Here is a 12,110-nt window from a genome sequence, read left to right on the forward strand (position 1 = left end):
ACTTCCGGAGCCTCGAAGCACATGACCGTACGCAAGAACCAGGCCACTCTGACCGCCGACGAGAAGCGGCGGTTCGTCGCCGCCGTCATCGAGCTGAAGCGCAGCGGGCGTTACGACGACTTCGTGCGCACGCACAACGCCTTCATCATGTCCGACACGGACGACTCGGAGCGCACGGGCCACCGTTCGCCGTCGTTCCTGCCCTGGCACCGCAGATTCCTGCTCGACTTCGAGCAGGCGCTGCAGTCGGTGGACTCCGCCGTGGCACTCCCCTACTGGGACTGGAGCGCCGACCGCACGGTCCGCGCCTCGCTGTGGGCGCCGGACTTCCTGGGCGGCACCGGGCGCAGTTCGGACGGGCGGGTGACGGACGGGCCGTTCGCCGCGGCGGGCGGGAACTGGCCGGTCAACGTCCGCGTGGACGGCCGTACTTATCTGCGCAGGTCGCTCGGCACGGGCGTGCGCGAGCTGCCGACCCCGGCCGAGGTCGACTCGGTGCTGAACATCGCGACGTACGACATGGCGCCCTGGAACAGCGCCTCGGACGGCTTCCGCAACCACCTGGAGGGCTGGCGCGGGGTCAATCTGCACAACCGGGTCCATGTCTGGGTCGGCGGGCAGATGGCCACCGGGGTCTCCCCCAACGACCCGGTGTTCTGGCTGCACCACGCCTTCGTCGACAAGCTGTGGGCGCAGTGGCAGCGCCGGCACCCGGAGGCGGCCTATGTGCCGGGCGGCGGGACGCCGGACGTGGTCGATCTGGACGAGACGATGAAGCCGTGGAACGACGTGCGGCCGGCGGACCTGCTCGACCACACGCGGTTCTACACGTTCGACGTCTGAGACGCCGTGATCAGGCCTCCGCCGTACGGCACTCCGGGTGGCCCCAGCCCTGCGCGTTCTTGGCGATGGACTCGCCCGCCGCGTAGGAGCGGCCGCACAGGCAGCGGCCGGGGAACTTGGCCTTGATGGTGCGGGACGCGGCAGCGGAGCCGCCCGCCGCCTTGCCGCCCGCCGCCTTGCGGGGTGCCGTCTTGCGGCGCGGGGCCCCGGCGGAGGCCGCGGGTGTCGGGGACGGCGGGGGTACCGGGGAGCCGAGGGCGCTGCCCGCGGCCTCCTGGACCTTCGCCGCCTGGCTGGCCGCGCGGTCGGCGAAGTCGTTCAGGGGGTCGCCGTCGACCTGGTGGGCGGGGACGTACCGGAAGTCGACCGCGCGGCCGTCGAGGAGTTCGTCGATACGGACGACCAGGTCCTGGTTGGCGACCGGCTTGCCCGCGGAGGTCTTCCAGCCGTTGCGCTTCCAGCCGGGCAGCCAGGTGGTGACCGCCTTCATCGCGTACTGCGAGTCCATCCGCACCTCGAGCGGCACGTCCGGGTCGGTGGCCGCCAACAGCTGCTCCAGGGCGGTCAGTTCGGCCACGTTGTTGGTGGCCTTGCCGAGCGGCCCGGCCTCCCAGCGGGCCGGGGTCGCCGCGTCGTCGGACACCACCCAGGCCCAGCCCGCCGGTCCCGGGTTTCCCTTAGAAGCCCCGTCGCACGCGGCCACCACTCGTTCACGCATGGGCCCGATCATGCCACGGCCGGGCGCGGTGCCCGGCCGTGGCCCGCGTCCGGCCCGCGACCGTCGCGCGTCCGTCCCGCGTCCGTCTCGCGTCCGTCCTGCTCAGACGTCCTTGGACGAGGGCATGTCACCCTCGGTGGTCGTGATGTCGATCACCGAGAAGTTGGCGCCCTGCGGGTCGCTGAGCGCCGCGAACCGGCCGAAGGGGCTGGTCATCGGACCGAAGCGGAGTACCGCGCCGAGCTTGGTGGCCTTGGCGACGGCCTCGTCGCAGTCGGCGACGGTGAAGTACAGGTTGATGTACGAGGGCACCTCGGGCGGGAAGTCGTCGGTCATCCGCATCCGGCCGAGGACGGTCTGCTCGCCCAGGTTGAACATACGGAAGTCGACGTTGTCGTCCTCGATCTGCCTGGCCGTGTAGGGGAAGACGGCGCTGAAGAAGGGGTCGGCCTTCTCGGGCTCGCGGGTGAAGACCTCGGCCCAGCAGTAGGCGCCGGGCACGGCCGTCGCCTCGAAGCCCTCGTGGACCCCGCCCTGCCAGATGCCGAACACCGCGCCGCTGGGCTCACGGGCCAGGCACATCGTGCCGAACTCGCCGACCTGCATCGGCTCCATCAGCACCTCGCCGCCGCTCTCCCGGATCCGTGCGGCGGTGGCCGCCGCGTCCGGCGAGGCGAAGTAGAGGCACCACTGCGACTGCCCCTCCTGGCCGGGCATGGGCGGTACGACGGCGGCGACGGCCTTGCCGTCCGCGTAGGCCTGGGTGTAGTTGCCGTACTCGGAGGACGACTCGCCGAACGTCCAGCCGAGGACCTCGCCGTAGAAGCTCTTGGCCCCCTCCAGATCGCTGAACATCGCGTCGGCCCAACAGGGGGTGCCTTCAGGTTGTACCGCCATGGCCGCGGCCCTTCCGATCGTGCGGATTCTCCCGGTTCCTCACGCTAGTCACCCGGCGGAGCGCCCGCGCGCCGAACGCCGGACTCCGGCGGACACTGGGTGGGGGGCGACGGCCTTCGGCGGACGGGGCGCGGTATGGCGGACGTGATGCGGGCGTGGTCGGTGGAGCGGCCCGGACCGGTCGAGGCGGATCCGCTCCGGCTCGTCGAGCGGCCGGTGCCGGTGCCCGGGGCGGACGAGCTGCTGGTCCGGGTGCGGGCCTGCGGGGTGTGCCGCACCGATCTGCATGTCACGGAGGGGGATCTGCCGGTGCACCGGGCCGGGGTGACGCCGGGGCACGAGGTGGTCGGCGAGGTCGCGGGCATGGGCGCCGGAGTGACGGACTTCGCGGTCGGCGACCGGGTCGGGGTGGCCTGGCTGCGGCACACGGACGGGGAGTGCGCCTACTGCCGACGGGGCGCGGAGAACCTGTGCCCGCTCTCCGAGTACACCGGCTGGGACGCCCACGGCGGTTATGCGGAGTACACGACGGTGCCGGCCGGCTTCGCCTACCGGCTGCCCGGCACGCTCGATGACGTGGCCCTGGCGCCGCTGCTGTGCGCCGGGATCATCGGCTATCGCGCACTGCGGCGGGCGTCGCTCCCGCCGGGCGGCCGGCTCGGGCTCTACGGCTTCGGGGGCAGCGCCCATCTCTGCGCCCAGGTGGCCCTCGCCCAGGGCGCGACCGTGCATGTGCTGACCCGGGGTGCCGAGGCCCGGCGGCTGGCGCTGGAGCTGGGCGCGGCCTCGGCGCGGGACGCCTACGAGCAGTCGCCCGAGCCGCTGGACAGCGCGATCCTGTTCGCGCCGGTCGGCGATCTGGTCCCGGTCGCGCTGCGCGCCCTGGACCGCGGCGGGGTGCTGGCGGTCGCGGGCATCCACCTCAGTGACGTACCTCCGATGAATTACGAACGCGAACTGTTTTACGAACGCGAGTTGAGGAGTGTCACCTCGAACACCCGTGCCGACGGGAGGGAGTTCCTGGCCCTCGCCGAGCGGCACGGCGTCCGTGCGACCACCCACACCTACCCCCTGTCCGAGGCCCCACGGGCGCTGCGGGACCTGAAGGCGGGGCGTTTCGACGGGGCTGCGGTGCTGGTGAACGACCTCTCCTGAATCCAACCCTCCGCGCACCCGGGCACAAGAGCGGGCGACCGGCGCGCGATCATGCGGAGCGCCCCTTTCCGCACCAGGCACCGGGTTTGCGCAACCAAGGCAAACAGCCGCCCCGTGTGCGCCGTATCCGGAGATCACCAGGGCTGTTTGGCTTGTCGGTGCGCACCACCACCTCGCACACCACCGACCTTGCGGGTCACCTCTGTTCACCGCTCTGCTGGAGGGAATGTGTCCACACCGGACAGCGTCATCGGTTCCGCCGTCGACGAGCCCGAGCCGGATCCGAGCGCCGACGGGCAGCTCACCAGTCTGAGCACCCGGGCGGCACGCCAGCTCGCCACGACCACCAAGTCCGAACCGCAGATGCAGGCCATCACCTCCCGATGGCTGCTGAAGACGCTGCCGTGGGTGGACGTCAAGGGCGGCGCCTACCGGGTCAACCGGCGCCTCCAACTGCGCACCGGACGCGGCCGGGTGAGCTTCGAGCAGAACGGCGGGAACGACATCCGGGTCATCCCGCACACCCTCACCGAACTGCCGATCCTGCGCGGTTACGACGACCTGGACACGCTGGCCGAGCTCGCAGGACGGTTCCAGCCCCGCGAGGTGCGCGCCGGGCAGGTGCTGTTCGAGGCCGGGCAGCCGGTCACCGAGACCTACCTGGTGGTGCACGGCCGGTTCACCCGGTACGCGGCCGGCAAGTACGGCGAGGAGGAGATCGTCGGGGTCGTCACCGACGGCGACCAGATGGGCGACGAGGCGGTCGGCCAGACCGACCCGCTCTGGCTCACCTCGGTCCGGGCGGAGACCGCGGGGGTGGTGCTGGCGCTGCCCTGGCCGGTCGCCGAGGAGATCATCGGCCGGGTGCCGTCGCTGGGCGCCCATCTGCAGGCCCATGTCGACCGGCAGCGGCTGCCGATGAACCGCAAGGGCGAGGCCGAGGTCCCCGTGCAGGCGGGCCACAGCGGCGAACCGACCCTGCAGGGCGGCTTCGTGGACTACGAACTCGCGCCCCGCGAGTACGAGTTGTCCCTCACCCAGACCGTGCTGCGGGTGCACTCCCGGGTGGCCGACCTCTACAACAACCCGATGGACCAGACCCAGCAGCAGCTGCGCCTCACGGTCGAGGAGATCCGCGAGCGCCAGGAGTGGGAGCTGGTCAACAACCGGGAGTTCGGGCTTCTCCACAACATCGACTACGGGCAGCGGATCAGCTCCTTCACCGGCCCGCCGACCCCGGACGACATGGACGAGCTGATCTCCATGCGCCGCAAGACCAAGGTCCTCCTGGCCCATCCCAAGGCGATCGCGGCCTTCTTCCGGCAGTGCAACCGGCGCGGTCTCGTGCCCGCCTCCGCGAACGTCGACGGGCACGAGATCCCGGCCTGGCGCGGGGTCCCGATCTATCCGTGCAGCAAGATCCCGATCAGTGACGACCACACCAGCAGCATCATCGCGCTGCGCACCGGCGAGGCCGACCAGGGTGTCGTCGGCCTCTACCAGACCGGCATCCCGGAGGAGTTCCAGCCGGGGCTCAATGTCCGCTTCATGGGCATCAACGAGCAGGCCGTCGTCAACTACCTGGTCACCGCCTACTACTCGATGGCCATCCTGGTCCCCGACGCGGCCGGGATCCTGGAGAACGTCCAGCTCGGCCGCACCGCCGACTGACGGCCTGGAGCACATCCATGACCACGACCACCACCTCCTACGCCCTGCCCGGTCCGCCCAACATCGCGCAGAGCCTGCGCCCGTCCCGGCGCACCGGGGCGGTCCCCGGACTGCACTACCGGCCGGCCGTGCCCGCCGACCCCGAGAAGGCCGCCGAGCTCGACCGCCGGCTGGAGGCCTGGGCCCGGGAACTGGACCTGTTCCCCGAGGCCTGGAACGGGGACTTCTCGGGCTTCCAGTTCGGCCGGGCCGTCGTGCTCCAGCACCCGGGCGGGCTCGATCTGGACCGCCTCACCGCCGCCGGCAAGCTGCTGCTCGCCGAGAACATCGTGGACTCCTGCTACTGCGAGGAGGACGAGGGGCGGGGCGGATCCCGGCGCGGGCTCGGCGGCCCGCTGATCATCGCCCAGTCGGCGCTCGACCCCTTCCACGGCGTCCCGGAGCTGGAGGAGGAGTGGCGCGAGGGCATCCGGGCCGACGGTCCGCTGCGCTCGTACCACTTCGCCCTGGAGGACTACGCCGGCTTCGCCTCGTCCAGCCAGGTCACCCGCTTCGTGCACGACATCGCCCGGCTGCACCTCGGGTATCTGGGCGAGGCCGCGTGGATGGAGACCGGGTACGTGCCGCGGGTCTGGGAGTACCTGGTGATGCGGCAGTTCAACAACTTCCGGCCCTGTCTGTCGCTCGTCGACGCGGTGGACGGCTACGAACTGCCCGAGCAGGTCTACTCCCGCCCGGAGATCCAGCGGATCACCGCCCTCGCCTCCAACGCCACCACGATCGTCAACGACCTGTACTCCTTCACCAAGGAGCTGGCCAGCGACCCTGACCACCTGAACCTGCCCCAGGTGGTGGCGGCCAACGACCGGCGCGGGCTGAAGGCGGCCTATCTGAAGTCCGTCGACATCCACAACCGGGTCATGGAGGCCTTCGAGGAGGAGTCGGCCGCCCTGGCCGCCACCTCGCCCGTCGTGGCGCGCTACGCCGAAGGCCTGGCCGCCTGGGTCTCGGGCAACCACGAATGGCACTCCACCAACACCAACCGCTACCACCTGCCCGACTACTGGTAGCCCCAGGACCCACCCGAAACACCGTCAGAACCACGTCGAGGAGCAACTGTTGACCACCGCCCCCACCACTCGGAAGACCACCACGTCAGCCCCGGTGCCGACCCAGTCCAGGTACCAGAACAGCGTCGCGGAGTACTGGAACGCCGAGGAGAACCCGGTCAACCTCGAACTCGGAAAGATCGACGACCTGTACCACCACCACTACGGCATCGGAGAGGCCGACTGGTCGGTGCTCGACGAGACCGATCCCGGTCTGCGCAAGGAACGGATCACCGGTGAACTGCACCGGCTGGAGCACGCCCAGGCCGAGCTGCTGGCCTCTCACCTCGGCCCGCTCACGCCCGCCGACCGGGTCTTCGACGCCGGCTGCGGCCGGGGCGGCGGCAGCATCGTGGCGAACCTGCGCTACGGCTGCCACTCCGACGGGGTCACCATCTCCGCCAAGCAGGCGGACTTCGCCAACGACATGGCCCGCAAGCGGGAGGTCGGTGACAAGGTCCGCTACCACCACCGGAACATGCTGGACACCGGCTTCGAGACGGGCGCGTACGCGGCCTCGTGGAACAACGAGTCCACGATGTACGTCGAGCTGGAGCTGCTGTTCGCCGAGCACGCCCGGCTGCTGCGCCGCGGCGGCCGCTATGTGACGGTCACCGGCTGCTACAACGACACCTACGGCCGGGCCTCGCGCGAGGTGTCCCTGATCAACGCGCACTACATCTGCGACATCCACCCCCGGTCGGAGTACTTCCGGGCGATGGCCAGGAACCGGCTCGTGCCGGTCCATGTGGAGGACCTCACCGCGGCGACGATCCCGTACTGGGAGCTGCGCAAGCAGGCCGAGCACCTGGTGACGGGGGTCGAGGACGCGTTCCTCACCGCGTACAAGAACGGCAGCTTCCAGTACCTGCTGATCGTGGCCGACCGGGTCTGATCCGGCGGAGCGGGCGCGAGGGGCGGTGTCCCGGGACACCGCCCCTCGTCCCCGTGCGGGTCACTCGCCGGCATACGCCTTCCGCAGCGCGGCGATGTCGAGCTTGCCCATGCCGTACATCGCCCGCGTGGTGCGCGCCGCCTTCTCCTGGTCGGCGTCGCCGATCATCTCGATCAGCCCGTCGGGGATGACCTGCCAGGACACGCCGTACCTGTCCTTGAGCCAGCCGCAGGGGCCGGGCTCGCCGCCGTTCTCGGTGAGCTTGGCCCAGTAGTGGTCGATCTCCTCCTGGCCGTCGCAGTAGATCTGGAAGGAGATCGCCTCGTTGAACGTGAACTGCGGGCCGCCGTTGAGGGCGACGAACTTGTGCCCGTTGGCCGTGAAGTCGACGGCGATCACCGAGCCGGCGGGGCCGGGTCCGGCCTCGGTGTAGCGGCCGACCCGCCCGATGCCGGAGTTCTTGAAGATGGACACGTAGTAGTGGGCGGCCTCCTCGGCCTGGCCGTCGAACCAGAGACACGTGGTGAATCCGTCGGTGGTCATGGGCACCTCCTGGAGCGTGGAACGGGGTCATCTGTACCGACCGGCATACACCGCGAAACTCATCGGCCGCCGCCTTACCATCCCGACCATGACCTCTTCGCCAGGCATCCGTCCGTTCCGTGTCTCGATCCCGCAGAGCGACCTCGACGACCTCCACGACCGCCTGGACCGCACCCGCTGGCCGGCCGAGCTGCCCGGTGCCGGCTGGGCGTACGGCGTTCCCACGCCGTATCTGCGGGAGCTGGCCCGGTACTGGCGGCACGAGTACGACTGGCGGGCGGCCGAGGCGCAGCTGAACGCGTGGCCGCAGTTCACCACCACCATCGACGGCGCCGACGTCCATTTCGCCCACATCCGCTCCCCCGAGCCGGAGGCCACCCCGCTGGTCGTCACCCATGGCTGGCCGGGCTCGATCGTGGAGTTCCTGGACGTGGTCGGCCCGCTCACCGACCCGGTGGCACACGGCGGCGACCCGGCCGACGCCTTCCATGTGGTGCTGCCGAGCATCCCCGGCTTCGGCCTCTCCGGTCCGACGGCCGAGCCCGGCTGGGAGCCGGGGCGGATCGCACACGCCTGGGTCGAGCTGATGCACCGGCTGGGCTACGAGCGGTTCGGCGCGCAGGGCGGTGACTGGGGCGCGATCATCTCCCGCGAGCTGGGCCGTGCCCGTCCCGAGCGGGTGATCGGTGTGCACCTCAATCTGCTGCCGGGCGCGCAGCAGGCCACCGAGCCCACGGCCGAGGAGCTGGCCGCGCTCGGCCCCGAGGAACAGGCCGCTGTCCTCGCGTCATGGCACCGCTGGAGGCAATGGACGAAGGAGGGCACCGGGTACTCGATCCTGCAGGGCAGCCGCCCGCACACGCTCGGGTACGCGCTGACGGACTCGCCGGTGGGCCAACTCGCCTGGATCGTCGAGAAGTTCCAGGCGTGGACGGACTCCGAGGAGCTGCCGGAGGAGGCGGTGGACCGGGACCGCCTCCTCACCGACGTGATGCTGTACTGGCTGACCGGTACGGCCGCCTCGTCCGCCCGGATCTACTACGAGCGGGCGCATGCCACCGGCCCCCGCACCGCCAGGCCCGCCGAGCCGTCGACGGCACCGACCGCCGTCGCCGTGTTCCCGGCCGAGATCCAGCGTCCGCTGCGGCACCGGGCGGAGCGCACGGAGAACATCGTGCGCTGGACGGAGTTCGACCGGGGCGGGCACTTCGCGGCGATGGAGGAGCCGGACCTGCTGGTGGGCGACGTCCGGGCGTTCTTCCGGCAGTTGCGGGAGGGGGACGAGGCCTGAGCCGGCGTCAGGCGACCAGGCACAGGCCGTTGTAGGGCCCCGGCACCGGTCGGCCGGCAGCGGTCTTCCGGGTGAACTCGGTCCCCACCAGGGACAGCAGACCGCCCAGGTCGAGGCCGAGGGCGTGGGCGGCGGCCGCGAGGACCTCCGAGGAGGCCTCCTTGCGGCCGCGCTCGATCTCCGACAGGTACGGCAGGGAGATCCGGGCCGTGTCGGCGACGTCCTTGAGGGTGCGTTCCTGGGCCAGCCGCTCGCGCCGCAGGACGTCTCCGACCAGGTCGCGCCAGAGCGGTTCCCTGGGCGCGGCGGCCGGCTCCTGCGGGCGCAAGGGGATGACGGGGGCGACGGGGGCGTGGTGCGTCGGTTGGCTGCTCACCCTCTCAGCCTAAAAGCAGTGGCCCGCGGGGGAGCGGGATCGGCATTCTGCCCCGCATGGAAGCCGATGAGTTCACCGGAAACGCGCCGGAGTTGCGGGGCACCTTCGACGAGGACGCCGAGTTGTACGAGCGAGCACGGCCCCGCTATCCCCCTTCTCTCGTCGAGGAGTTGGGCCGGGTCATCGGCGCGGCCCCCGGTGTCCGGGTACTGGAGATCGCTCCGGGCACGGGCAAACTCACCGTCGACCTGGCCCGGTTCGGCTGTGCGATCACCGCCGTGGAGCTCGGCCCGTCCCTGGCCGCCGTGGCCCGCAGGCAACTGGCGGGGTTCCCTGCCGTGGACGTCGTGACCGCGGACTTCGAGGAGTGGGAGCTGCCGTCGGAGCCGTTCGACGCGGTGGTGTGCGCGACCGCGTTCCACTGGCTCGACCCGGCGCTCCGGGTGACCGGGCCGGCCCGCGCGCTGCGCCCCGGCGGACTGCTCGCGGTCGTCACCACCCACCATGTGGCGGGCGGCACCGAGGACTTCTTCGCCGAGGTCCAGGAGTGCTACGAACGCTGGGATCCGGCCACCCCGCCCGGGCTGCGGCAGACCCCCGAGTCCGGCCTCGCCCCCGACACCGCCGAGTTCACCGCCTCCCCGCACTTCACGGACGTCACCGTGCACGGCCACGCCCAGGAGATCACGTACTCGACCGGCGCGTACCTGGACGTACTCCTCACGTACTCGAACCACCGCGCCCTCCCCGAGCCCGCCCGGAACGGGCTGCTGGCGGACATCCGGGAACTGATCGACACGCGGTACGACGGCGTCGTCACCAAGCGGTACTGGCACGAGCTGATCACCGCCGTACGCGTCGCGGAGTGAGCCGCCGGCCGACGCGCCCGTCGGTCCGCCCGCGGCCATCGCACCCACCGATTTTCCGCCACGGACGGGGACGGGACGCATGCGTCGCGTCACCGCGGGTACCCGAACCGTCGAAGCACGCATGGGACGTCCGATTCCGGGTACCCGCGCCAGGCGATCACCTGGACAGGGCCGGAACGACACAGGCCGAAGAGGCAGACGCCGAACCGTGACTTGGGAGAGGTAATGGAAACCGCCGGGATCCGGTCGGAAGCAGTGGACACCGCGCAGGCCGCCGAGGAGTGCACGGCCGGGAGCGCACTGCCGGGAATCGAGGACCCGAGGGCCGTCGCACCGCGGGACGCGCGGGAGTTGTCGCGCCAGTTCTTCCAGCGGCTCACCGAGGTGGAGGAGGGGACGCCGGAGTTCCAGTACGCCCGCAACACGCTCATCGAGATGAACATGTCGCTGGTGCGGTTCGCGGCCGGACGGTTCCGCCACCGGGGCGACGACATGGAGGACATCGTCCAGACCGGGATGATCGGCCTGATCAAGGCCATCGACCGGTTCGAGCTGTCGCGCGAGGTCGAGTTCACCTCCTTCGCGCTGCCGTACATCGTCGGCGAGATCAAGCGGTTCTTCCGTGACACCACCTGGGCGGTGCATGTACCGCGCCGGCTCCAGGAGCTGCGCGTGGAGCTGGCCAAGGCCCGTGAGGAACTCTCCAGCCGGCTCGACCGGGAGCCCTCGGTCGCCGAACTCGCCACGCTCATGAACCTGTCCGAGGACGAGGTGGTCGAGGGGCAGCTGGCCTCCAACGGCTACAACTCCTCCTCCCTGGACGCCGCGCTCACCGGGGACGGTGCCGAGGACGGCGAGGCGGTGCTGGCCGACTTCATCGGGGTCGAGGAGGACGGGCTGCGGCTCGTCGAGGACTTCCAGTCGCTGGCCCCGCTCATGGCCGAACTGAGCGAACGCGACCGGGAGATCATCCATCTGCGGTTCGTGGAGGAGGCCACCCAGGCGGAGATCGGCGAGCGGCTCGGCTGCTCCCAGATGCATGTCTCCCGTCTGATCAAGCGGATCATCACGCGCCTGCGTCAGGGGATGCTGGGCGAACTCGGCTGCGCCTGACGGCGGGACTCCCGGGCGCTGCCCCGCACCGGCGCGTGGGGCGGCGCCCGCGGTGTACGGCCGCCGGAACGGAAGTCACCGCGGGACCGGAACCGGGACGGGGTTCACTGCGGGAGGTGCAGCAGTGCGCGCACCCGCTTGCCGACCGGTACCCGCTCGACGACGACCTCGGTGGCCAGGGCGTGGACTATCTCCAGGCCGTGCCGGCCGACCCGCTCGGGGTCCTTCGGGAAGCACCGGGGCAGGGCGGCGCTGCTGTCGTACACGGAGACCAGGACCGCGCTGTCCGTGCCCTCCAGTTCGAGGATGTACGGGCCGTTGCTGTGCCGGTCCGCGTTGGTGATCAGCTCGCTCACCACCAGGAGCAGCTCGCCGTCCGCCCGGGGGTCGATCGCGGCGCACCACTCCGTCCTGAGCTGCTCCAGGAAGCGGGCCGCGAAGGACCGCGCCTCGGCGATGCTGCCGGGTTCGCCGGTGTAGTGCGCCGCCCGCCGCAGCGGCTCCACGGGTACGTCGAAGCCAGTAGGTATCACTGCCCCGCCCAGGTGTTCGGTCATACGTGTCTCTCTCGGAGGCCAGTCCGGCCGGTCGCTGTTGCACCCATGCTCGTACCCAGACTGCGGTCCGGCA

At 71.0% G+C, this 12,110-nt stretch carries 13 protein-coding genes; 8 read left to right on the forward strand and 5 right to left on the reverse strand.

Annotation, left to right across the window (positions count from 1 at the left end; all coding sequences use genetic code 11):
* Positions 1 to 21 precede the first annotated feature (21 nt).
* Complete coding sequence (locus AB0D85_RS35320) at positions 22 to 843, forward strand: tyrosinase family protein (RefSeq protein ID WP_362329231.1); 822 nt, start codon at positions 22 to 24, stop codon at positions 841 to 843.
* A 10-nt stretch (positions 844 to 853) separates the two neighbouring features.
* Here the strand turns inward: AB0D85_RS35320 and AB0D85_RS35325 are convergent, their stop codons facing one another.
* Both AB0D85_RS35325 and AB0D85_RS35330 read right to left on the reverse strand, forming a co-directional pair.
* The gene (locus AB0D85_RS35325; protein ID WP_362329233.1) at positions 854 to 1,573 is read right to left on the reverse strand and encodes a ribonuclease H; all 720 of its coding nucleotides are present in this window, start codon (positions 1,571 to 1,573) and stop codon (positions 854 to 856) included.
* A 90-nt stretch (positions 1,574 to 1,663) separates the two neighbouring features.
* Entirely contained in the window at positions 1,664 to 2,458 is a 795-nt protein-coding gene (locus tag AB0D85_RS35330; RefSeq protein WP_362329235.1) for a VOC family protein, read from the reverse strand.
* Between the two features lie 147 nt (positions 2,459 to 2,605).
* On the opposite strand from AB0D85_RS35330, the gene AB0D85_RS35335 reads away from it, so the two are divergent.
* The 4 genes from AB0D85_RS35335 (at position 2,606) to AB0D85_RS35350 (ending at position 7,288) form a co-directional block, all read left to right on the forward strand.
* Entirely contained in the window at positions 2,606 to 3,613 is a 1,008-nt protein-coding gene (locus AB0D85_RS35335) for a zinc-binding alcohol dehydrogenase family protein (protein WP_362329593.1), read from the forward strand.
* Positions 3,614 to 3,841: 228 nt separating this feature from the next.
* Positions 3,842 to 5,284 (forward strand): family 2B encapsulin nanocompartment shell protein, encoded by a 1,443-nt coding sequence (locus AB0D85_RS35340; protein WP_362329237.1) that lies wholly within the window; start codon positions 3,842 to 3,844, stop codon positions 5,282 to 5,284.
* A gap of 17 nt (positions 5,285 to 5,301) precedes the next feature.
* Entirely contained in the window at positions 5,302 to 6,354 is a 1,053-nt protein-coding gene (locus AB0D85_RS35345) for a family 2 encapsulin nanocompartment cargo protein terpene cyclase (protein WP_362329239.1), read from the forward strand.
* A 49-nt stretch (positions 6,355 to 6,403) separates the two neighbouring features.
* Positions 6,404 to 7,288, forward strand: coding sequence for a geranyl diphosphate 2-C-methyltransferase (locus AB0D85_RS35350; protein WP_362329241.1), 885 nt, complete (start codon positions 6,404 to 6,406; stop codon positions 7,286 to 7,288).
* Positions 7,289 to 7,348: 60 nt separating this feature from the next.
* Here the strand turns inward: AB0D85_RS35350 and AB0D85_RS35355 are convergent, their stop codons facing one another.
* A complete protein-coding gene (locus tag AB0D85_RS35355; RefSeq protein WP_362329243.1) occupies positions 7,349 to 7,831 on the reverse strand; it encodes a VOC family protein in 483 nt (160 codons plus the stop codon).
* A gap of 88 nt (positions 7,832 to 7,919) precedes the next feature.
* Here AB0D85_RS35355 and AB0D85_RS35360 point away from each other — a divergent pair, with 88 nt between their 5' ends.
* The gene (locus tag AB0D85_RS35360; protein ID WP_362329245.1) at positions 7,920 to 9,122 is read left to right on the forward strand and encodes an epoxide hydrolase family protein; all 1,203 of its coding nucleotides are present in this window, start codon (positions 7,920 to 7,922) and stop codon (positions 9,120 to 9,122) included.
* 7 nt (positions 9,123 to 9,129) lie between these two features.
* Here the strand turns inward: AB0D85_RS35360 and AB0D85_RS35365 are convergent, their stop codons facing one another.
* Positions 9,130 to 9,456, reverse strand: a complete 327-nt coding sequence (locus tag AB0D85_RS35365; protein WP_362329596.1) for a helix-turn-helix transcriptional regulator — start codon at positions 9,454 to 9,456, stop codon at positions 9,130 to 9,132.
* A gap of 98 nt (positions 9,457 to 9,554) precedes the next feature.
* On the opposite strand from AB0D85_RS35365, the gene AB0D85_RS35370 reads away from it, so the two are divergent.
* Together AB0D85_RS35370 and AB0D85_RS35375 are read left to right on the forward strand one after the other, a co-directional pair.
* On the forward strand, positions 9,555 to 10,367 hold the full coding sequence (locus tag AB0D85_RS35370; RefSeq protein WP_362329247.1) for a methyltransferase domain-containing protein: 813 nt from the start codon (positions 9,555 to 9,557) through the stop codon (positions 10,365 to 10,367).
* Positions 10,368 to 10,592: 225 nt separating this feature from the next.
* A complete protein-coding gene (locus tag AB0D85_RS35375; protein ID WP_362329249.1) occupies positions 10,593 to 11,480 on the forward strand; it encodes an RNA polymerase sigma factor SigF in 888 nt (295 codons plus the stop codon).
* A gap of 104 nt (positions 11,481 to 11,584) precedes the next feature.
* On the opposite strand, the gene AB0D85_RS35380 is transcribed toward AB0D85_RS35375, so the two are convergent.
* Complete coding sequence (locus AB0D85_RS35380) at positions 11,585 to 12,037, reverse strand: ATP-binding protein (protein WP_362329252.1); 453 nt, start codon at positions 12,035 to 12,037, stop codon at positions 11,585 to 11,587.
* Between the last annotated feature and the right edge of the window lie 73 nt (positions 12,038 to 12,110).

The sequence above is a fragment of the Streptomyces sp. NPDC048277 genome (assembly GCF_040652235.1).
In the GTDB taxonomy this organism is placed as follows: domain Bacteria; phylum Actinomycetota; class Actinomycetes; order Streptomycetales; family Streptomycetaceae; genus Streptomyces.

Bases quoted from the DNA above. Each gene is read 5' to 3' on its own strand.
- AB0D85_RS35360 (WP_362329245.1), top strand. From the start codon at position 7,920: ATGACCTCTTCGCCAGGCATCCGTCCGTTCCGTGTCTCGATCCCGCAG.
- AB0D85_RS35335 (WP_362329593.1), top strand. From the start codon at position 2,606: ATGCGGGCGTGGTCGGTGGAGCGGCCCGGACCGGTCGAGGCGGATCCG.
- AB0D85_RS35370 (WP_362329247.1), top strand. From the start codon at position 9,555: ATGGAAGCCGATGAGTTCACCGGAAACGCGCCGGAGTTGCGGGGCACC.
- AB0D85_RS35345 (WP_362329239.1), top strand. From the start codon at position 5,302: ATGACCACGACCACCACCTCCTACGCCCTGCCCGGTCCGCCCAACATC.
- AB0D85_RS35355 (WP_362329243.1), bottom strand. From the start codon at position 7,831: ATGACCACCGACGGATTCACCACGTGTCTCTGGTTCGACGGCCAGGCC.
- AB0D85_RS35325 (WP_362329233.1), bottom strand. From the start codon at position 1,573: ATGATCGGGCCCATGCGTGAACGAGTGGTGGCCGCGTGCGACGGGGCT.
- AB0D85_RS35380 (WP_362329252.1), bottom strand. From the start codon at position 12,037: ATGACCGAACACCTGGGCGGGGCAGTGATACCTACTGGCTTCGACGTA.
- AB0D85_RS35330 (WP_362329235.1), bottom strand. From the start codon at position 2,458: ATGGCGGTACAACCTGAAGGCACCCCCTGTTGGGCCGACGCGATGTTC.
- AB0D85_RS35375 (WP_362329249.1), top strand. From the start codon at position 10,593: ATGGAAACCGCCGGGATCCGGTCGGAAGCAGTGGACACCGCGCAGGCC.
- AB0D85_RS35320 (WP_362329231.1), top strand. From the start codon at position 22: ATGACCGTACGCAAGAACCAGGCCACTCTGACCGCCGACGAGAAGCGG.